Genomic DNA, 18,957 nt, shown 5'->3' with positions numbered 1-18,957 from the left:
GCGCATCCGGAGCTTCGTTACAGCTTCGTGATGGGTTCGCGACGTTCCTGGGGTGAGAGCCACCTAGGGTCACCCGCTGTGACCGAACGTCCGACCGGAGAGCCTCTCGTCCGCATGTCCGGCGTCGACAAGTGGTTCGGCGAACTGCACGTCCTGCAGGACATCGACCTGTCGATCGACCGGGGCGAGGTGGTCGTCGTCATCGGGCCGTCCGGCTCGGGCAAGTCGACGCTGTGCCGCACGATCAACCGCCTCGAGTCGATCGAGAACGGTGAGATCACCATCGACGGGCAGCAGCTGCCTGCCGAGGGCAAGGAGCTGGCCAAGCTGCGCGCCGACGTCGGCATGGTCTTCCAGAGCTTCAACCTCTTCGCCCACAAGACGGTGCTGGAGAACGTGACCCTCGGCCCGATCAAGGTGCGCAAGCAGTCCAAGGCCGACGCCGAGAAGCGGGCCCGCGAGCTGCTGGACCGAGTCGGCGTCGGCGCCCAGGCCGACAAGGTGCCCGCCCAGCTCTCCGGTGGTCAGCAGCAGCGCGTGGCGATCGCCCGCGCGCTGGCCATGGACCCGAAGGTGATGCTCTTCGACGAGCCCACCTCGGCGCTCGACCCGGAGATGATCAACGAGGTACTCGAGGTGATGGTGGGCCTGGCCCGAGACGGCATGACGATGGTCGTGGTCACCCACGAGATGGGCTTCGCCCGCAAGGCGGCCAACCGCGTCGTGTTCATGGACGGCGGCCGCATCGTCGAGTCCGCCACCCCCGAGGAGTTCTTCACCAACCCGAGCTCCGACCGGGCCAAGGACTTCCTCTCCAAGATCTTGAACCACTGACCACCCGCACATCCACGAGAGGACCCTCCATGCGCATCACCCGCTACGCGGCCGCCGTCGCGGCCGCCGGCATCCTCATGACCGCCTGCTCCAGCGAGGCCGGCGACACCGTCGAGGAGGCCGCCGAGGCCCCCGAGCTCGCCGAGGATGTCGACTTCGAGGCCGGGACGACGATGGCCGAACTCGCCGAGGCCGGCTCGATGACCGTCGGCACGAAGTTCGACCAGCCCGGGTTCGGGCTGCGCAACCCGTCGGGCGTGCCCGAGGGCTTCGACGTCGAGATCGCCAAGATCATCGCCGCCGAGCTGGGGATCGCGCCCGAGGACATCACCTGGACCGAGACGGTCTCGGCCAACCGCGAGTCGTTCATCATCAACGACGAGGTCGACATGGTCGTGGCCACATACACGATCAACGACGACCGCAAGGAGCAGATCGACTTCGCCGGCCCGTACTACGAGGCCGGGCAGGACATCATGGTCGCCGAGGGCAACCCGCTGGACATCCAGGGCCCCGAGGACCTGGCCGGCCTGAACGTCTGCTCGGTGGAGGGCTCCACGCCGGCCGAGGAGATCCGCACCAACTACCCCGAGGCGGAGCTGACGCTGTTCGACGTCTACTCCAAGTGCGCCGACGCCCTGGCCAACGGCCAGGTCGACGCCGTCACCACGGACAACGTCATCCTCACCGGGATCGTCGCCGGGAGCCCGGACCAGTTCGACCTGGTGGGCAACCCCTTCACCCAGGAGCCCTACGGCATCGGCATCCCCAAGGGTGACGACGAGTTCCGTGAGTTCATCAACGACACCCTGGTGGAGGCGTACGAGTCCGGCGCCTGGGCCGAGGCCTGGAACGAGACCGCCGGTGCGATCAGCGGCACCGACGCCCCCGAGCCGCCGGCCGTCGACCGCTACTGATCGTCCTGGTGAGGGCTGCCGGGCGGGTTCACCCCGCCCGGCAGCCCCGCTCCGCCCCGGGCCTCGAGAGGAGGCGCAGTGCAGTTCCTGATCGACAACTTCCCGCTGCTGTGGGACGCCTTCCTCACGACGCTGAGCTTGTCCCTGCTCGCCGGCGTGCTGGCCCTCGTGCTGGGCACCTTGCTGGCGGCCTTCCGGGTCAGCCCGATCCCCCCGCTGCGCGGCCTGTCCACGTTCTACGTCGAGACCTTCCGCAACACCCCGCTGACGGTGGTCTTCTTCTTCATCATCTTCGGGCTGCCGCAGATCGACTTCGCGGTCGGTTTCTTCACCGGCTCGGTGCTCGCGGTCGGCTTCTACACGGCCGCCTTCGTCTGTGAGGCGGTGCGTTCGGGGATCAACGCAGTCTCCGCAGGCCAGGCCGAGGCCTCGCGTGCCATCGGGCTCACCTTCGGCCAGTCGCTGCGCGAGGTGGTGCTGCCGCAGGCCTTCCGCTCGGTCGTCCCGCCGCTGGGCAACGTCTGGATCGCCATGGTGAAGAACACCTCGATCGCCGCCGGTTTCGCGATCTCGGAGCTGACCGCGTCGATGCAGCGGCTGTCCAATGCCAACGCCGGGGAGCTGCTGCTCGTGCTCGTGGCCGTCGTCATCGGCTACATGCTGATCACGTTGCCCTCCGCCTACGCCATCAGCCGGGTGGAGCGACGGGTGGCGATCCTCCGATGAGCGCCCCCGTCCTGTTCGACGTGCCCGGCCCCAAGGCCCAGGCCCGGATCCGCATCGGCACGGTCATCGGCGCACTCGTCGTGCTGGCGATCGTCGGTTTCGTCCTCGTCCGACTGGCCGGCAACGACCAGCTCGACCCGCAGCGGTGGGCGGTCCTCTTCGACCCCAGCAGCGGCGTGCCCCAGGCGCTCGCCGAGGCGCTGCTGCGCACGCTGCAGGTCGCACTGGTGGGGATGGTCTTCGCGACCGCCCTCGGGCTGCTGCTGGCTGCGGGGCGGCTGTCCGACCACCGCTGGGTCCGGATCCCGGTCACCACGGTCATCGAGTTCTTCCGCGCGATCCCGCTGCTCGTGGTGATCTTCGCGCTGTTCTTCATCCTGCCGAGCTTCGGCATCCGGCTCAGCGCCTATGCCGCGCTCACCGGCGGGCTGATCCTCTACAACATGGCCGTGCTGGCCGAGATCTTCCGGGCCGGGATCCTGTCGATCGACAAGGGCCAGCGCGAGGCGGCCTTCGGCATCGGGCTGCGCAAGTCCCAGGTGATGACGCTCGTGCTGCTGCCCCAGGCGGTGCGCCGGATGCTGCCGGTGCTCATCGCCCAGCTGGTGGTGCTGCTCAAGGACAGCTCGCTGGGCTTCATCATCGGCTACTTCGAGCTGCTGCGGCAGGCCCGCAGCCTGGTGGAGTTCTTCATCCCGCAGTTCGGCAACCAGTACACGTTCCAGCTGTACGTGGGCGCCGGGCTGGTCTACATCATCGTCAACGTGCTGCTCTCCCAGGTGGCCAAGCTCGTGGAGCGACGCAGCAGTTCCACCTCCACAGGGAGCAGGAACGCCGTCGTGCCGGCGGACACCCCCTTGACCACCGCGAGGCCGACCGGCGGCGCCGGCATCTGAATCGACCCCCGTCTGCATCCAGCCCCCGGCGTCCACCCCAGGATGTCGGGGGCTGCTGCGTCCCGGGGCATCGAACCGGCGGCCAGGGGCAGCGCAGCACGATCGGCACGTCCGGTGCGGCCGGCTTCCTGCACACCTGCCGTCCCACCCTGCACAGTGCCACCGTCGCTCTGTACATCCGGTCGACGATTGGCACATTCAGCCGGTGACCCTGGGGCCCTCACCTGCCGAGAGTGAGGGTGTGACCTCGACTGCCGCCGCTCCACGCCACATGCACCTGGATCTCGACGAGGACGACGACCTGGCCACCACCACCCAGATCTTCGTGAGCAAGCTGCGGGCCAGTGCGGCCGGTTTCGCCGCCGCCGCCGGTGCTCACTCGGCCATCGTCCGGGAGGCCGTGCCGCCGGCCCGGCACCGGCGTTCGCGCTGCCGGGTAGTGCTGCTCTACCCCGGTGGCCAGGAGTCCGACGTGACCTTCCTCGGCCCGGTGAGCTCCTCGGCCAGCCCGAAGGAGATCGCCATGTCGCAGTTCGACACCTCGATCCAGTTGTGGCTGGGTGCCGGCCAGGAGCGCAGCCGGCGCTGGCTGGTCCCGGACGAGGAGGCCGCCGGTGGCGTGGCCGTCGACGTGACCGCCTGGCTCGACCGCTGACCTCCTGACCGACACCGGCACGCGGGTGAGCCGGCCCACCGGCGCCGCGCCGGCCTCACCCGCCGCACTGCCACGTGCTGGGCGACACGGGTGCACGTCGCGTGGTCCACTGCCCCGTGGGCACACCGGATGACCTGCTGGCGGTACCGGGCGGGGTGATCGTGCTGCGGGACGAGGGCACGAAGGTCACCTGGCCGGTCGAGGTCTCCGACTTCCTGCTGGCCCCCGAGCCGGTGACCCGGGAGCTGTACCGGGCGATCACCGGTGCCGTGCCGCTGAGCCCAGCGGGGCCCCGGACGCCGATCACCGAGGTCTCCTGGCTCCAGGCCGTCCGGTTCTGCAACGCCCTGTCCCAGCGGAACGGGCTGGAGCCCTGCTACCTCCTCGGCACTGACCCCGACGGGCTCGACGTCGACTGGGACGCCGCGGCGTCGGGCTACCGGCTGCCGACCGAGGCGGAGTGGGAGCACGCCTGCCGCGCGGGGAGCTCCGAGGTGCGCCCCGGCGAGCTCGACGAGATCGCCTGGTACCGCGGGAACTCCGGTGGCCGGGTGCACGACGTTGCCACCAGGGCGCCGAACGCGTGGGGGTTCCACGACATGATCGGCAACGTCTGGGAGTGGTGCTGGGACCTGTTCGACCGCGAGGTCTACGGCCCGTACCGGGTCTTCCGCGGGGGCGGGTGGCAGGACCACCCCCGCGGCTGCCGGGCGTCCTGCCGCCGCAAGAGCCACCCGACCCTGCGGATCGACGACCTCGGCTTCCGGGTCGCCCGTCGGCGGTGAACCACCGGCACCGAGGCCGGCGGGTCCGGATGGTCGGCGGTGAACCACCGGCACCGAGGCTGGCGGGCCCGGACGGGCGGCGATGCGCCGGCGGTGCCGACCCGTGGGCCGACTAGGGCAGGTCGTCGACCGGAGCAGCACCGGGCGGCGGCAGCCGCCGCCCGATCGGGCGAGCACGCCCCTCCCCCACCTCGGCACTGCCCTCGATCCCCGAGGGGTCCAGGCCGGGCGTCTCCGCTGTCTCTGCCGCGTGCCCGGCGCGAGCCGCAGCTCGTGCCGCGGACCGTTCGCGCGACCACGCCACGGGCGCAGCACCGGGCGGGTCCAGCTCGATGAACTCCTCGCCGCTGCCGGGCTCGTCCGGCGAGCCGCCCTCCGGGTCCGAGCCCACCGTGCCGACCGCGGAGTCGCCGTCGGGCTCGTCCCGGCCGTCGAGGGCCTCCCGGACCACGAAGCCGGCCAGCCCGCCGCCGTAGCCCTTGCGGGCGAGCATGCCGACCAGACGCCGCTCCGCCGTCACCCGGTCGAGCCGGCGCATCGAGGGGACCTTGCGCTCGACCAGCCGCCGGGCGGAGTCCCACTCGTCCTGCGGGTCGACCTCGGCCACGGCGGCCGCGGCGACCTCGCCGTCGACGCCCTTGGCCCGCAGCTCCGACGCCAGCGCCCGGCGGGCCAGGCCGCGGCCGGACTGCCGGGTGGAGACCCAGGCGGCCGCGAACGCGGCGTCGTCGATGAGCCCGACCTCGGTGAAGCGGTCGAGCACCGCGGCCGCGGCCTCGTCGGGCACGTCCTTCTTGGCCAGCAGATCGGCCAGTTGCTTGCGGGTCTTCGGGGTGCCGGTCAGCGCCCGCAGACAGATGCCCCGGGCGACCGCCTCGGGGTCCTCCATCTCGGCCGGCTCACCGGCCCCGTCGGCGTCCGCCGACGCGCGGCTCCACTGGGGACCCGAGCTGCGACCGCCACGCTTCCGGCGGCCGCCCGACTCGGACCGGTCGGATGGATCCCCACCGGTCCTGGCACTGCCGATCCCGGCACTGCCCGGACCAGGACGACGCCGACCGGCCCGGCGACCTCCGTCACCGGCCGGCCCGGCGTCGTCCCCGAAGCCGTCGCTGCCCGGCCCGCCGTCGATCAGCGCATCGGACACCGGCGGGATCAGAAGTCAGCCGGTGCGGCGGCCGGGGCCGGAGCGGCCACGACCCCGATGCCGAGCTTCTCCTTGATCTTCTTCTCGATCTCGTCGGCGAGGTCGGGGTTGTCGCGCAGGAAGGTGCGCGCGTTCTCCTTGCCCTGGCCGAGCTGGTCGCCCTCGTAGGTGTACCAAGCGCCGGACTTGCGGACGAAGCCCTGCTCCACGCCCATGTCGATGAGCCCACCCTCGCGGCTGAAGCCATGACCCCAGATGAGGTCGAGCTCGGCCTGCTTGAACGGGGCGGCCACCTTGTTCTTGACGACCTTCACCCGCACCCGGCTGCCGACCGCGTCGGTGCCCTGCTTGAGGGTCTCGATCCGGCGGATGTCCAGCCGCACCGAGGCGTAGAACTTCAGCGCCCGACCACCGGTGGTGACCTCCGGCGAGCCGTAGACCACGCCGACCTTCTCGCGCAGCTGGTTGATGAAGATGCAGGTCGTGCCGGAGTTGCTGAGCGCACCGGTGATCTTGCGCAGCGCCTGGCTCATCAGCCGGGCCTGCAGACCGACGTGGCTGTCGCCCATCTCGCCCTCGATCTCGGCGCGGGGCACCAGGGCCGCCACCGAGTCGACGACGATGAGGTCGAGCGCCCCGGAGCGGATCAGCATGTCGGCGATCTCCAGCGCCTGCTCACCGGTGTCGGGCTGGCTGATCAGCAGGGCGTCGGTGTCGACGCCGATCGCCCGGGCGTAGTCGGGGTCGAGGGCGTGCTCGGCGTCGATGAAGGCGACGATGCCGCCGGCCGCCTGGGCGTTGGCCACCGCGTGCAGGGCGACCGTCGTCTTGCCGGATGCCTCGGGGCCGTACACCTCGACGACGCGGCCACGGGGCAGGCCGCCGACACCGAGGGCGATGTCGAGGGCGACGGAGCCGGTGGGGATGACCTTCATGGCGACCTCGGGCGAGTCGCCCAGGCGCATGACGGAGCCCTTGCCGAACTGCTTGTCGATCTGGGCGAGGGCCATGTCGAGGGCCTTGTCGCGGTCGAGCGTTGCCATGGTGGCCACCTTCGGATGTCGCTGTAGCGGGTCGTTGCCGACGCTAGGGCCGGGGTCTGACACTTTCCGCGGACCGGGCGCATCTGTGGAGAGACACCGGACCTGTGGACGCCACGGTATGCCGAACACCTGTTCGATTCCAGTGACACGCCGGGTCGGCGCGTCGCGCCACCGGCGCCGCCGCACGACGTCCTCGAACAGTGTCGACGACCACCCGGACGACTGGCTCAGCGCGGTGGCCGGACCTCGTCGACCGCAGCCCGGGACGCGTGGACGGCCGGCATCCGGTCCTCGACGAAGGAGATGAGTGCCAGCAGGTGGGGCACGAGGGCGGCACCGCCCTCGGTCAGCCGGTACTCCACGTGCGGGGGGATCGCCGACCGCACCTCGCGGTGCACCCAACCGTCGCGCTCCAGCGTCTGCAGGCTCTGCGCCAGCATCCGCTCGCTCACGCCCTCGACCCGGCGACGCAGCTCCCCGAACCGGTGCGGGGACTCGGCCAGGGCGGACAGCGCCAACAGGGACCACTTGCCGGTCACGTGCTCCAGCGCCTCGCGGGAGGTGCAGGCGCGCCGGAAGACGTCGGCCACCAGCTCCTCGACCGCCTGCTCCACCGCACCCTCCCCTGCGTCGCGCACGCCACCAGAGTACCGTCCGAGCAGCCGGCACTTACTGTTCGTAAGTGCCGGTCACCCAGGAAGCACTCGGAGGAGTCCCCTTGATCACCGTCACCGGAGCCACCGGCCAGCTCGGCCGGCTCGTCGTCACCGGACTGCTCGACGCCGGGGTCCCCGCCGGCGAGGTCGTCGCCGTCGTCCGCAGCCCGGAGAAGGCCGGCGACCTCGCCGCGCGCGGGGTGCAGGTCCGGCTGGCGGAGTACGGCGACCCGGCCAGCCTCGAGGCCGCCCTGCAGGGCACCGACCGGCTGCTGCTCGTCTCCGGCAACGAGGTCGGCCAGCGGGTGGCCCAGCACGGCAACGTGCTGCAGGCCGCGAAGGCCGCCGGCGTCGAGCTGGTCGTCTACACCAGTGCGCCGAAGGTCGACGACACCCCGCTGCCGCTGGCCCCCGAGCACGCCGCCACCGAGCGGCTGATCGCCGAGGTCGGGCTCCCGGCCGTGGTGCTGCGGAACAACTGGTACCTGGAGAACTACGACCAGCCGATCCGCACGGCCGCCGACACCGGCGAGGTCGTCGGCAGCTCGGGCGCGGGACGGATCGCGGCGGCGACGCGGGCCGACTTCGCGGCGGGTGCGGTCGCCGTGCTGACCGCAGCGGAGCCCGAGCCGGGCGTGGTGGAGCTCGGTGGCGACCAGCCGTTCACACTCGCCGACCTGGCTGCCGCCGTCGCCGCCGAGACGGGCCGGGAGGTCACCTACCGCGACCTCTCCGCCCAGGAGCACGTGCAGTTCCTGCTCGGGCAGGGCCTGCCGCAGGAGACCGCCGAGTTCGTCGTCGCCCTCGACCAGTCGATCGCCCAGGGCGCCCTGGAGACCGGGAGCACCGCGCTGTCCGGGCTCATCGGCCGGCCGACCACGACGCTCGCCGAGCACGTCCGCTCGGTCCTGAGGGGCTGAGCCCGCGTCCCGCCGGAGGAGGGTTCAGCGCTCCTTCGGCGGGATGTCGTACTCCTTGCAGATCTCCAGCCAGACGGTGCGCACCGGCACGCCGGCCTCGATCGCCTGGGCGGGCGTGCGCCCACCCAGCGGGCCGAAGACGTGGTCGCTGGCCACGCTCTGCGCGCGGATCGAACCGAACTGGCGCTCCATCCGGGACCGGAACTCCTGCAACCGCACGCCCCGACGGTACCCACCGGCCGGTGACCCGTGCGCCGGGCACCACCGGCGTCCTACCCTCGGCGCATGTTCCCCAGCACCGGTTCGCCCACCTGGGACCTCATCCTGCAGATCGGGCTCGTCGGCGCCCTGGTCGCGCTGCTGGTCCTGCTGGGGCGCGACTACCTCAACCGGCGCTGACGGACCTTCGGGTCACTGCCCAGACCACCGCGAGCGGGCCGATGAGCACCGCGGAGACCACGGCCACCAGCCCGAAGCCGCCCAGCGCGAGCAGCGGCCCACCCACCGCGCCGGCAACGGCCGCCCCCAGCCCCATGAGCAGGTCGGTGGCGCCCTGGGCGGCCGGGCGGACCTCGGTGGAGACGGACTCGGTGACCAGGGTCGACCCGGCAACCAGGCCGCACGACCAGCCCAGCCCGAGCAGGAAGAGCCCGATGCCGAGCTGGAGGGCGGCCCCCGGCGGCGCCGTGCCGGCGACCACGGCGGCGAGCAGGAGCAGCACCCCGCCCAGGGCGACCGTCGCGGTGCGACCGGCCCGGTCGGCGAGCCAGCCGACGACCGGGGAGAACAGGTACATCCCGGCCACGTGGACGCTGATGACCAGGCCGATCACCCGCAACGTCGTCCCGTCGGCGTCGGAGTGGCCGGCCCCCATGTGCACCGGGGTCATCACCATCAGCCCGACCATCACCGCGTGCGAGACGACGACGGCGGTCAGCCCCAGCCGCCCACCAGGGGTTGCCCACACCGCGCGCAGCGCGGCCGCTGAGCCCGATCGCAGCGGCGCCGGCCCAGCGGGGCGGTCGGCCGCGGTGAGCTGCCGGGCCAGCAGCAGCGGGTCGGGACGGAGCAGCAGCAGCACCCCGAGGACGACCACCCCGAACACCGCGATCGACAGCACGAACGCCCCGCCGAGTGCGGGCAGCCCGAGAGCGCGCCCCAGGTCGTCGGCCGGATCGGCCAGGTTGGGCCCGAGCACCGAACCGATCGTGGTCGCCCAGACCACCAGGGACAGCGAGCGGCCACGGTGCTCGGGCTCGGCCAGGTCGGCTGCGGCGTAACGGGCCTGCAGGCCACTCGTGGTGGCGGCCCCGAACAGGAAGAGGCCGACGAGCAGGAGCAGCAGGGAGGACACCGCTGCGGCCCCGACGACGACCAGGGAGCCGACGACCGCGATCCCGTATCCCAGGGACAGGCCGGCGCGCCGGCCGTACCGGTCGCTGACCTGGGCCAGCGGGACGGCGATCAGCGCGGCGCCCAGCACGCTCGCCGTCTGCCCCAGCCCGGCGGCGGCGTCGCTCCCGGCGACGTCCCGAGCGAGCAGCCCGCCGACGGTGATGCCGATCGTCACGCCCAGTCCGCCGAGGGCCACGCCGGCCGAGAGCACCGACAGGGTGCGGCGCTGGACGACGGCCTGGTCGGGTGGGGCGAGCGACGGTCGGGTCACCGGGTGAGTGTGCCCGACCGGGGCGGACGGTGGTGCGCGCGCGACCCGGCGGTCCGGGCTGGTCAGAGGCCCATGGAGCGCCCCACGATCTCCTTCATGATCTCGTTGGTGCCGCCGTAGATCGACTGCACCCGGGCGTCCCGCCAGGCCTTGGAGACCCGGTACTCGCTCATGTAGCCGTAGCCACCGTGCAGCTGCAGGCACCGGTCGGCGACCTTGTTCTGCAGCTCCGTCGTCCACCACTTGGCCATCGCGGCGTCGGTGGCGGTGAGGTCACCGGTGCCGAGCTGGCGCACGCACTCGTCGACGAAGGTCCGCGCGATCGTCACCTCCGTCTGCAGCTCCGCCAGGACGAAGCGGGAGTTCTGGAAGGAGCCGATCGGGCGGCCGAACGCCGTCCGGGTGGTCACGTACTCGACGGTCAGTGCGAGCACGGTCTCGGCGGCGGCGACCGCGGAGACGGCGATGTGCAGCCGTTCCTGCGGCAGGTTCTGCATCAGGTGCGCGAAGCCGTGCCCCTCGGTGCCGAGCAGGTTGGCGGCGGGCACCCGGACGTCGTCGAAGAAGAGCTCGGCGGTGTCCTGCGCCTTGAGCCCGACCTTGTCCAGGTTGCGGCCGCGGGAGAAACCGGCCATGCCGCGCTCGACCACGAGCAGGCTCAGGCCCCGGGAGCCGGGCGCCTCGGGATCGGTGCGGGCCACCACGATGACCAGGTCGGCGTTGATGCCGTTGGTGATGAAGGTCTTCGAGCCGTTGAGCACCCAGTCGGCGCCGTCCCGGCGCGCGGTGGTCTGGACGCCCTGCAGGTCGCTGCCGGCGGCCGGCTCGGTCATCGCGATCGCGGTGATCAGCTCCCCGGTGCAGAAGCGGGGCAGCCAGCGCTCCTTCTGCTCCTCGGTCGCGAGGTCCTGCAGGTAGGGGCCGACGACGTCGTTGTGCAGCCCGAAGCCCACGCCACTGGCGCCGATCCGGACCAGCTCCTCGCTCAGCACGCAGGACCAGCGGAAGTCGCGCACCCCGCCGCCGCCGTACCGCTCCTCCACCCCCATGCCCAGCAGCCCCTGCGCGCCCGCCGCCGTCCACAGCTCCCGCGGCACGATGCCGGCGCGCTCCCACTCGTCGTGGAAGGGCGCGACCTCCTTCTCGCAGAACGCCCGGACGCTGCTCCGGAAGTCGTCGTGGTCGGCCTCGTACAAGCTGTGACGCATGCCACGCAGTCTGGCTCAGCTCCAGCGCCGCCCGACAGCCCGGTGACCGAAGTTCGGCTTGATCTCGGTGTTGAGGAAGCGGCCCTTGCTCTCGGCGCGGAGCAGCGACAGCACCCGCTCCGGTGGCACCTCGAGGAAGTGGTAGACGCGGCCGTCGCTGAACACGATCTCCAGGACCTGTTCCTCCTCGTCGTAGCCGACGGTGGCGATGCTGGAGGACTGCACTGCTGCTCGGCGCATGGCTGCCCCCTGGGGGACGACGGCGAAGATGACACCAGTGTGATTCGCCCGGGTCCGCATGTCGACGAATCCGCTTGTCGACTCGTTGCCGGGTCGTCAGGCTGCTGCGGTGCGCGCATTCGAGGAGCTCATCGCCGAGGGCGCAGCCGTGCCCACCGAGGGCTGGGACTTCTCCTGGTTCGCCGGCCGGGCCACCGAGGAGCGGCCTCCCTGGGGGTGGTGCGGGTTGCTGGCCGACCGGCTCGGACGCGCCACCAGGTCCCTGGACCTGCAGACCGGAGGCGGCGAGGTGTACGCCGAGGCGCTGACCCGGGCCGCGCGGGCACCCGGGCGGGTGGCGGCCACCGAGTCGTGGCCGCCGAACCTGCTCCTGGCCAGGCAGCGCCTGGCGGGCTGGGGCGGCGAGGTGGCCGAGGTGGCGGACGACGGCCCGCTCCCCTGCTCGGACGCGACCTTCGACCTGGTGAGCAGCCGGCATCCCACGGTCCAGCGCTGGGACGAGATCGCCCGCGTCCTCGCCCCCGGCGGCACCCACCTGTGCCAGGGCGTCGGGTCGGGCACCCACCGGGTCCTCGCCGAGGCGCTGTCGGGTCCCCGGCCCGATGCCGACGAACCCACCGCCGAACGGGCCGCCGAGGCCGCCCGGGCCGCAGGCTTGCTGGTGGTCGACGTGCGGTCCCACCGATGCCGAGTGGGGTTCGGCGACATCGGTGCGGTCGTGCACTTCCTGCGCAAGGTCGTCTGGACGGTGCCGGGCTTCACGGTCGAGCGGTACAGGTCGCAGCTCGCGGAGGTGCACCGGCAGATCGAGCGGGACGGCACCTTCGTCTCGTGGTCGCAGCGCTACCTGATCGAGGTCCGCCGACCGGGCTGAACCGCATGGAAGTCGGTGGCACCGGGCCGACCCCGGCGAACTGTCGTACCCGCGTGGACACTGGTCGCGTGCCCGCTCTCGACCGGTTCTCGGCGCCCACTCAGGCGTGGTTCACCGGCGCGTTCGAGCAGCCGACCCCGGCCCAGGAGGGCGCCTGGACGGCGATCAGCAGCGGCGAGCACGCCCTGGTCGTCGCCCCCACCGGGTCGGGCAAGACGCTGGCGGCCTTCCTCTGGTCGCTCGACCGGCTGGCGGCGACGCCCCCGCCGGAGGACCCGCTGGCCCGCTGCCGGGTCCTCTACGTCTCCCCGCTCAAGGCGCTGGCCGTCGACGTCGAGCGCAACCTGCGCGCACCGCTCACCGGGATCGGCCAGGCCGCCGCCCGGCTGGGTCAGGAACGGCCGGAGATCAGCGTCGGCATCCGCTCCGGTGACACCCCGGCCGACGAGCGACGGCTGTTCGCCAGGCGCCCGCCGGACATCCTGATCACCACCCCGGAGTCGCTGTTCCTGCTGCTCACCAGCCAGGCCCGGGAGTCGCTGCGCGGGGTGCAGACGGTGATCCTCGACGAGGTGCACGCCGTCTGCGGCAGCAAGCGCGGCGCCCACCTGGCGGTCTCCCTCGACCGGCTCGACGAGCTGCTGGAGCGGCCGGCCCAGCGGATCGGGTTGTCGGCGACGGTGCGGCCGATCGAGGAGGTGTCGACCTTCCTGGCCGGGGGCCGTCCGGTGCGGGTGGTCGCCCCGCCGTCGACCAAGCAGTGGGACCTGTCGGTCGTCGTCCCGGTCGAGGACATGAGCCAGCTGGGGCAGCCCACCGGGGAGCTGGAGGGGTCCGCCGCCGGCAACCAGCCGCGGACGTCGATCTGGCCGGCGGTCGAGGAGCGGGTGCTCGACCTGATCGAGAGCCACCGCAGCACCATCGTGTTCGCCAACTCCCGCCGGCTGGCCGAGAGGCTGACCAGCCGGCTGAACGAGCTGGCCTACGAGCGCGCCACCGGGGAGCCGATGCCGCACGGCGCCAACCCCGCCGAGCTGATGGCCCAGGCCGGCTCCGGCGGTGGGTTGCCGGCGGACGTGAAGCCGGTCGCCTCCGCGCACCACGGCTCGGTCTCCCGGGAACAGCGCGCGGTGGTCGAGGAGGCGCTCAAGTCCGGGCAGCTGCCGGCCGTGGTCGCCACCTCCTCGCTGGAGCTCGGCATCGACATGGGCGCGGTCGACCTGGTGATCCAGGTCGAGTCGCCGCCGAACGTGGCCGCCGGGCTGCAGCGGGTGGGCCGGGCCGGCCACCAGGTGGGCGCGGTCAGCGAGGGCGTCATCTTCCCGAAGTTCCGCGGCGACCTGGTGCAGAGCGCCGTCGTCGCCGAGCGGATGCGGGCCGGGGCCATCGAGTCGACCCGGTACCTGCGCAACCCGCTTGACGTGCTGGCCCAGCAGATCGTCGCGATGGTCTCCGAGCGGCCGCGCACCGTCGACGAGGTCGCCGCGGTGCTGCGCCGCTCGGCCGCGTTCGCCTCGCTGCCGGACTCCGCGCTGCACGCGGTGCTGGACATGCTCGCCGGTCGCTACCCCTCCGACGCGTTCGCCGAGCTGCGCCCGCGGCTGACCTGGGACCGGGTCACCGACACCCTCACCGCCCGCGCCGGTGCCCAGCGCCTGGCGGTCACCAGCGGCGGCACCATCCCCGACCGCGGGCTGTTCGGCGTCTTCCTCGTCTCCGGTGCGGGGGCGAACGGTGGTCGCCGGGTCGGTGAGCTGGACGAGGAGATGGTCTACGAGTCCCGCGTGGGCGACGTCTTCCTGCTCGGGTCCTCGTCCTGGCGGATCGAGGAGATCACCCACGACCGGGTGCTCGTCAGCCCCGCCCCCGGCCTGCCCGGGAAGATGCCGTTCTGGCACGGCGACACCCTGGGCCGCCCGCTGGAGCTGGGCCGGGCGCTGGGTGCCTTCCTGCGCGAGGTCGGCTCGGCCACGCCGGAGGCGGGCATGGACCGCGCCCGCGCCGCCGGACTGGACTCCTGGGGTGCGAGCAACCTGTTCGCCTACCTGGCCGAGCAGAAGGCGGCCACCGGCCACCTGCCGGACGACCGCACGCTGCTGGTCGAGCGGTTCCGCGACGAGCTCGGCGACTGGCGGCTGGTCGTGCACTCCCCCTTCGGCGCCCAGGTCAACGCACCGTGGGCGCTGGTGCTGGCCGCCCGGCTGCGCGAGCGCTACGGCGTCGACGTCGCGTCCATGCACTCCGACGACGGCATCGTGCTACGACTCCCGGACACCACCGGCGAGGCACCGGAGGCCGACCTCGCGCTGCTGGACCCGGACGACGTCGAGCGCGAGGTCACCGCCGAGGTCGGCAACTCCGCGCTGTTCGCCAGCCGGTTCCGCGAGTGCGCCGCCCGGGCGCTGCTGCTCCCCCGCCGCGACCCGCGCCGGCGCACCCCGCTGTGGCAGCAACGGCAGCGCGCGGCCCAGCTGCTCTCGGTGGCCAGCGAGTTCTCCTCGTTCCCGATCACCCTCGAGGCGGTGCGGGAGGTGCTGCAGGACGTCTACGACGTGCCGGGGCTTGTCGAGCTGATGCGGGACGTCCGGGCCCGCCGGGTGCGGCTCGTCGACGTGCAGACCCAGACCGCCTCACCGTTCGCCCAGTCCCTGCTGTTCGGCTACGTCGGGCAGTTCATCTACGAGGGCGACGCCCCGCTGGCCGAGCGCCGCGCCCAGGCGCTGGCGCTGGACACCGGGCTGCTGGCCGAGCTGCTGGGCCGCTCGGAGCTGCGCGAACTGCTGGACGCCGACGCGATGGGCGAAGTCGAGGCGGAGCTGCAGCGGCTGCCCGAGCAGCGGCACCCGCGCGACGTCGACGGCGCCAGCGACCTGCTCCGCGGCGTCGGCGACCTGACGGTGGCCGAGGCGGCCGCCCGCGGCATCCCGGCCGACTGGCTCCAGGAGCTGGTCGTCTCCCGCCGGGCGCTGGTGGTCCGGATCGCCGGGCAGGAGCGGTACGTCGCCATCGAGGACGCCGGCCGGCTCCGCGACGCCCTGGGCACGGCGCTGCCGGTCGGGGTGCCCGAGGTGTTCACCGAGCCGGTGGCCGACCCGCTCGGCGACCTGATCGGCCGCTACGCCCGCACCCACGGCCCGTTCGCGCCGCCGGAGGTCGCCGCCCGGCTGGGCCTGGGCGTCGCCGTCGTCACCGCCACGGTGCAGCGGCTGGTCGGCACCGGCCGGTTGGTCACCGGGGAGTTCCGGCCCGGCGGCATCGGCCAGGAGTGGTGCGACGCCGAGGTGCTGCGCTCGATCCGGCGGCGGTCGCTGGCCAAGCTGCGCCAGGAGGTCGAGCCGGTCCCCACCGACACGCTCGCCCGGTTCACGCCCTCCTGGCAGTCGGTGGGCGGCCGGATGCGCGGGGTCGACGGCGTCCTGGCAGTGGTCGAGCAACTGGCCGGTGCCCTGGTGCCCGCCTCAGCGCTGGAGTCGCTGGTGCTGCCCTCCCGGGTGCAGGGCTACTCCCCCGCGATGCTGGACGAGCTCACCAGCGCTGGAGAGGTGCTCTGGGCGGGCGCAGGCGGGTTGTCCGGCGGCGACGGCTGGGTCTCCCTGGTGCCGGCCGACCTGGCCCCGCTGCTCCTGCCCGAGCCGCCTGGTGGCGCCACCACCGAGGGCGGCGTCGGGCAGCTGGTGCTCGACGAGCTCGCCGGCGGGCAGGCGCTCTTCTTCCGGGCGCTGTCCGACCGGGTGGGCGCCACCGACGACACGGCGCTGGCCGAGGAGATCTGGGACCTGGTCTGGGCCGGCGCGCTGACCAACGACACCCTCGCGCCGCTGCGGGTGCGGCTGTCCGGCGGTGGCACCCACAAGCGGCAGCCCGCCGCACCCCGCGCCCGGCTCGACCGCAGCCGCTACGGCCGCACCCGGCTGGGCCGGCCGGCGATGCCCAGCCGCACCGGTCCCCCGGCGATGGCCGGGCGCTGGTCACGGTTGCCCGACCTGGAGGCCAACCCCACCAAGCGCACCACCGCGCGTGCGGAGGCGCTGCTGGAACGGCACGGCGTGCTCACCCGCGGGGCGGTGCAGGCCGAGCAGGTGACCGGTGGGTTCTCCGCGGTCTACCCGGTGCTGCGAGCGTTCGAGGAGAACGGCCGGGCCCGCCGGGGGTACTTCGTCGAGACCCTCGGCGCAGCGCAGTTCGGCACCCCGGGTTCGGTCGACCGGCTGCGCAGCTTCGCCAGCCCCGACCGGGTGCCGGCCGGGCCGGTCGTGCTCGCCGCCACCGACCCGGCGAACGTCTACGGCGCTGCGCTCCCCTGGCCGGAGCGCGCGGTCGCCCCAGCCGGCGGCCCCGCCGACGGCCCCGCCGTCGACCTCGGTGAGGGCACCGGCACCCGCAGGACGGGGCACCGCGCCGGGCGCAAGGCGGGCGCGCTGGTGGTGCTGGTCGACGGTGAGCTCGTGCTCTACGTCGAGCGCGGCGGGAAGACGCTGCTGTCCTGGACCGAGGAGGAGACCGTGCTCAAGGAGGCGGCCACCGCCCTGTCCGGTGCGGTCGCCTCGGGGGCGCTGGGTAGGATGATCGTGCAGAAGGCCGACGGGGCGTCGGTGCACGAGTCCGGCCCGCTCACCGCCGCGCTGCAGGCCGCCGGGTTCGCCGCCACCCCACGGGGGCTGCGGCTGCGGAGCTGATCAACCGGGACGCGCGATGGCGAAGGCGATCCCGCGACGCGGCAGGCGCGCACACAGCGGGTGGGCGCGGGGGTGCGTCAGGAGCGGCGGGAGCCCTGCAGCCAGGGACCGAGCCAGCGGCTGAGCCGGGGCATGGACAGCCGCAGCGCCGTCACCACGTAGGCCGCCGACAGCAGCAGCCGCAGCGGCCAGGGCCAGTCGCCGACGAGCGGCACGGCCAGGAGCTGGAAGGTCGAGGTGAACAGCAGGACGACGGCCACGGTGAGCAGCCAGCTGCGCCAGGCCGGACCGGGCCGGGCGGGGACCGCGAAGAAGCTCTGCAGCCCGACGGCCCGGGCCACCCGCTCGTCCTCCACCAGCTGGTGCACCCGGTCCAGCGCCTCACGCCGCTCGGGCGAGCGCTCCCAGGAGGCGAGGGACTCGTCGTCCCGGAAGCGGTAGACCAGGTGGTACTCGTCGCTGCCCGGGCCGGGGCGGAGCAACGACGAACCCAGGTGACCGGGGAAGGTCGCGACCAGCTCCTGCACGTCAGCTGCCCACCGCTCGAAGGCGTTCTGCTGGTCCGGGCGCACCACCCGGGCGACGGTGACGGTGACCGGTTCGGACGCCGGGGCGGGCTGCCGGGCCGCGGTGTTGCCGGTCAGTCGCACCGGCAGGCTGCGCAAGCGGGTCGTCACGGTCACAGGGTCTCTCAGCGCTGAGGGAAAGCCGCCTGTTCCCGCCTGTCGCCCCCCTCACACGAGGCCACCCGCCCGAGGGAGGCGGACCGTCGGCCGGGACAGGAGCTCACCGCCACCGAGCAGCCGGCCCGCCCGCGCGGGGACCATGGTCGGCGTGCCCGAGGGAGACACCGTCTGGCTGGCCGCCCAGCGGATGAACTCGGCGCTGGCCGGCGCCACGCTCCGCCGCGGCGAGCTCCGGGTGCCGCAACTGGCTGCGGTCGACCTCACCGGCGCCACCGTCACCGAGGTCGTCCCCCGCGGCAAGCACATGCTCACCCGGCTGGCCGACGGCCGCACGCTGCGCACGCACTACCGGATGGACGGCAGCTGGCACATCTACCGGCGAGGCACCCGGTGGCGGGGCGGGCCCACGCACAGCATCCGCGCGGTGCTGACCACCGACGAGTGGGAGTGCGTCGGCTACCGGCTGCACGACATGCGGATCGTCCCCACCAGCCAGGAGGCCGAGCTGGTCGGGCACCTCGGGCCCGACGTGCTGGGTCCGGACTGGGACGTCGAGGAGGCCCTGCGCCGGCTCCGCTCGCAGCCGGACGAGCAGATCGGCGTCGCGGTCCTCGACCAGCGCAACCTCGCCGGCATCGGCAACCTCTACAAGGTCGAGTCCCTCTTCCTGACCGGCGTGCACCCCTGGGCGCGAGTCGCCGACGTCCCCGACCTGCGCGGGCTGGTCGAACGGGCCCGCACGCTGATGCTGTCCAACCGGCACCACCCCGAGCAGAGCACCACCGGCGAGACCCGCCGCGGGCAGGACCACTGGGTCGCCGGCCGCAAGGGCCGCCCCTGCCGGCGCTGCCGGACGCCGATCCTGCTCGGCGACCAGGGCCCCGACCTGCAGGAGCGGGTCACCTGGTGGTGCCCGCGCTGCCAGGCCACGCCCGCACCGGTCGATCCGCGGGCGCGCACCGGGGAGCCCGAGTCGGAGGCGCGCCGCGCCAGGTACTGACGACGCCGGAGCCGCCAGGAGTGCCGGG

Annotated in this window: 18 protein-coding genes; 10 read left to right on the top strand and 8 right to left on the bottom strand. The window is 73.2% G+C overall.

Features of this window, described 5'->3' with window-relative positions:
- Nucleotides 1-114: 114 nt before the first annotated feature.
- From O2W18_RS21295 to O2W18_RS21270, 6 genes are all read left to right on the top strand, one after another.
- Nucleotides 115-834: an amino acid ABC transporter ATP-binding protein gene (locus O2W18_RS21295; protein WP_269189418.1), complete on the top strand. Its 720-nt coding sequence runs from the start codon at nucleotides 115-117 to the stop codon at nucleotides 832-834.
- A gap of 29 nt (nucleotides 835-863) precedes the next feature.
- The gene (locus O2W18_RS21290; protein ID WP_269189417.1) at nucleotides 864-1,751 is read left to right on the top strand and encodes a glutamate ABC transporter substrate-binding protein; all 888 of its coding nucleotides are present in this window, start codon (nucleotides 864-866) and stop codon (nucleotides 1,749-1,751) included.
- A gap of 78 nt (nucleotides 1,752-1,829) precedes the next feature.
- Entirely contained in the window at nucleotides 1,830-2,477 is a 648-nt protein-coding gene (locus O2W18_RS21285; RefSeq protein WP_269189416.1) for an amino acid ABC transporter permease, read from the top strand.
- Nucleotides 2,474-3,373, top strand: a complete 900-nt coding sequence (locus O2W18_RS21280; protein ID WP_269189415.1) for an amino acid ABC transporter permease — start codon at nucleotides 2,474-2,476, stop codon at nucleotides 3,371-3,373. Before O2W18_RS21285 ends, O2W18_RS21280 begins: the two co-directional genes overlap by 4 nt.
- Nucleotides 3,374-3,614: 241 nt before the next feature.
- Nucleotides 3,615-4,028: a hypothetical protein gene (locus tag O2W18_RS21275; RefSeq protein ID WP_269173629.1), complete on the top strand. Its 414-nt coding sequence runs from the start codon at nucleotides 3,615-3,617 to the stop codon at nucleotides 4,026-4,028.
- 116 nt (nucleotides 4,029-4,144) lie between these two features.
- Complete coding sequence (locus tag O2W18_RS21270) at nucleotides 4,145-4,813, top strand: formylglycine-generating enzyme family protein (RefSeq protein WP_269189414.1); 669 nt, start codon at nucleotides 4,145-4,147, stop codon at nucleotides 4,811-4,813.
- Nucleotides 4,814-4,925: 112 nt separating this feature from the next.
- On the opposite strand, the gene O2W18_RS21265 is transcribed toward O2W18_RS21270, so the two are convergent.
- From O2W18_RS21265 to O2W18_RS21255, 3 genes are all read right to left on the bottom strand, one after another.
- Nucleotides 4,926-5,702: a regulatory protein RecX gene (locus O2W18_RS21265; protein ID WP_269189413.1), complete on the bottom strand. Its 777-nt coding sequence runs from the start codon at nucleotides 5,700-5,702 to the stop codon at nucleotides 4,926-4,928.
- A gap of 266 nt (nucleotides 5,703-5,968) precedes the next feature.
- On the bottom strand, nucleotides 5,969-7,003 hold the full coding sequence (recA, locus tag O2W18_RS21260; RefSeq protein WP_269189412.1) for a recombinase RecA: 1,035 nt from the start codon (nucleotides 7,001-7,003) through the stop codon (nucleotides 5,969-5,971).
- A gap of 227 nt (nucleotides 7,004-7,230) precedes the next feature.
- A complete protein-coding gene (locus O2W18_RS21255; RefSeq protein ID WP_269189411.1) occupies nucleotides 7,231-7,641 on the bottom strand; it encodes a winged helix-turn-helix transcriptional regulator in 411 nt (136 codons plus the stop codon).
- 80 nt (nucleotides 7,642-7,721) lie between these two features.
- On the opposite strand from O2W18_RS21255, the gene O2W18_RS21250 reads away from it, so the two are divergent.
- On the top strand, nucleotides 7,722-8,579 hold the full coding sequence (locus O2W18_RS21250; RefSeq protein ID WP_269189410.1) for an NAD(P)H-binding protein: 858 nt from the start codon (nucleotides 7,722-7,724) through the stop codon (nucleotides 8,577-8,579).
- A 24-nt stretch (nucleotides 8,580-8,603) separates the two neighbouring features.
- Here O2W18_RS21250 and O2W18_RS21245 read toward each other — a convergent pair whose 3' ends face one another.
- The 4 genes from O2W18_RS21245 to O2W18_RS21230 all read right to left on the bottom strand — a co-directional run bounded on the left by O2W18_RS21245 (nucleotide 8,604) and on the right by O2W18_RS21230 (nucleotide 11,693).
- Nucleotides 8,604-8,798, bottom strand: coding sequence for a DUF3046 domain-containing protein (locus tag O2W18_RS21245; RefSeq protein WP_269173634.1), 195 nt, complete (start codon nucleotides 8,796-8,798; stop codon nucleotides 8,604-8,606).
- Between the two features lie 166 nt (nucleotides 8,799-8,964).
- Complete coding sequence (locus O2W18_RS21240) at nucleotides 8,965-10,245, bottom strand: MFS transporter (RefSeq protein ID WP_269189409.1); 1,281 nt, start codon at nucleotides 10,243-10,245, stop codon at nucleotides 8,965-8,967.
- Between the two features lie 62 nt (nucleotides 10,246-10,307).
- Complete coding sequence (locus tag O2W18_RS21235; RefSeq protein ID WP_269189408.1) at nucleotides 10,308-11,453, bottom strand: acyl-CoA dehydrogenase family protein; 1,146 nt, start codon at nucleotides 11,451-11,453, stop codon at nucleotides 10,308-10,310.
- 15 nt (nucleotides 11,454-11,468) lie between these two features.
- A complete protein-coding gene (locus tag O2W18_RS21230) occupies nucleotides 11,469-11,693 on the bottom strand; it encodes a KTSC domain-containing protein (RefSeq protein ID WP_269189407.1) in 225 nt (74 codons plus the stop codon).
- Nucleotides 11,694-11,802: 109 nt separating this feature from the next.
- Here O2W18_RS21230 and O2W18_RS21225 point away from each other — a divergent pair, with 109 nt between their 5' ends.
- Nucleotides 11,803-12,567, top strand: a complete 765-nt coding sequence (locus tag O2W18_RS21225) for a class I SAM-dependent methyltransferase (RefSeq protein ID WP_269189406.1) — start codon at nucleotides 11,803-11,805, stop codon at nucleotides 12,565-12,567.
- 68 nt (nucleotides 12,568-12,635) lie between these two features.
- Nucleotides 12,636-17,243 carry an ATP-dependent helicase gene (locus O2W18_RS21220; protein WP_269189405.1) on the top strand — a complete coding sequence of 1,536 codons (4,608 nt, stop codon included), beginning with the start codon at nucleotides 12,636-12,638 and terminating at the stop codon, nucleotides 17,241-17,243.
- A gap of 77 nt (nucleotides 17,244-17,320) precedes the next feature.
- Here the strand turns inward: O2W18_RS21220 and O2W18_RS21215 are convergent, their stop codons facing one another.
- On the bottom strand, nucleotides 17,321-17,920 hold the full coding sequence (locus O2W18_RS21215; protein ID WP_269189404.1) for an antibiotic biosynthesis monooxygenase: 600 nt from the start codon (nucleotides 17,918-17,920) through the stop codon (nucleotides 17,321-17,323).
- Nucleotides 17,921-18,068: 148 nt separating this feature from the next.
- Between O2W18_RS21215 and O2W18_RS21210 the strand changes: the two genes are divergently transcribed.
- Complete coding sequence (locus O2W18_RS21210; RefSeq protein ID WP_442929157.1) at nucleotides 18,069-18,929, top strand: DNA-formamidopyrimidine glycosylase family protein; 861 nt, start codon at nucleotides 18,069-18,071, stop codon at nucleotides 18,927-18,929.
- The last annotated feature ends 28 nt before the right edge of the window (nucleotides 18,930-18,957 follow it).

This window comes from Modestobacter sp. VKM Ac-2983 (assembly GCF_026967885.1).
In the GTDB taxonomy this organism is placed as follows: Bacteria; Actinomycetota; Actinomycetes; order Mycobacteriales; family Geodermatophilaceae; genus Modestobacter.
This window is presented reverse-complemented; position numbering and strand designations above follow the sequence as displayed.

What these genes read in the sequence shown, in the direction of transcription:
- O2W18_RS21295 (WP_269189418.1), top strand. Translation starts at nt 115, where the DNA reads ATGTCCGGCGTCGACAAGTGGTTCGGCGAACTGCACGTCCTGCAGGAC.
- O2W18_RS21290 (WP_269189417.1), top strand. Translation starts at nt 864, where the DNA reads ATGCGCATCACCCGCTACGCGGCCGCCGTCGCGGCCGCCGGCATCCTC.
- O2W18_RS21280 (WP_269189415.1), top strand. Translation starts at nt 2,474, where the DNA reads ATGAGCGCCCCCGTCCTGTTCGACGTGCCCGGCCCCAAGGCCCAGGCC.
- O2W18_RS21265 (WP_269189413.1), bottom strand. Translation starts at nt 5,702, where the DNA reads ATGGAGGACCCCGAGGCGGTCGCCCGGGGCATCTGTCTGCGGGCGCTG.
- recA (WP_269189412.1), bottom strand. Translation starts at nt 7,003, where the DNA reads ATGGCAACGCTCGACCGCGACAAGGCCCTCGACATGGCCCTCGCCCAG.
- O2W18_RS21235 (WP_269189408.1), bottom strand. Translation starts at nt 11,453, where the DNA reads ATGCGTCACAGCTTGTACGAGGCCGACCACGACGACTTCCGGAGCAGC.
- O2W18_RS21230 (WP_269189407.1), bottom strand. Translation starts at nt 11,693, where the DNA reads ATGCGCCGAGCAGCAGTGCAGTCCTCCAGCATCGCCACCGTCGGCTAC.
- O2W18_RS21210 (WP_442929157.1), top strand. Translation starts at nt 18,069, where the DNA reads ATGGTCGGCGTGCCCGAGGGAGACACCGTCTGGCTGGCCGCCCAGCGG.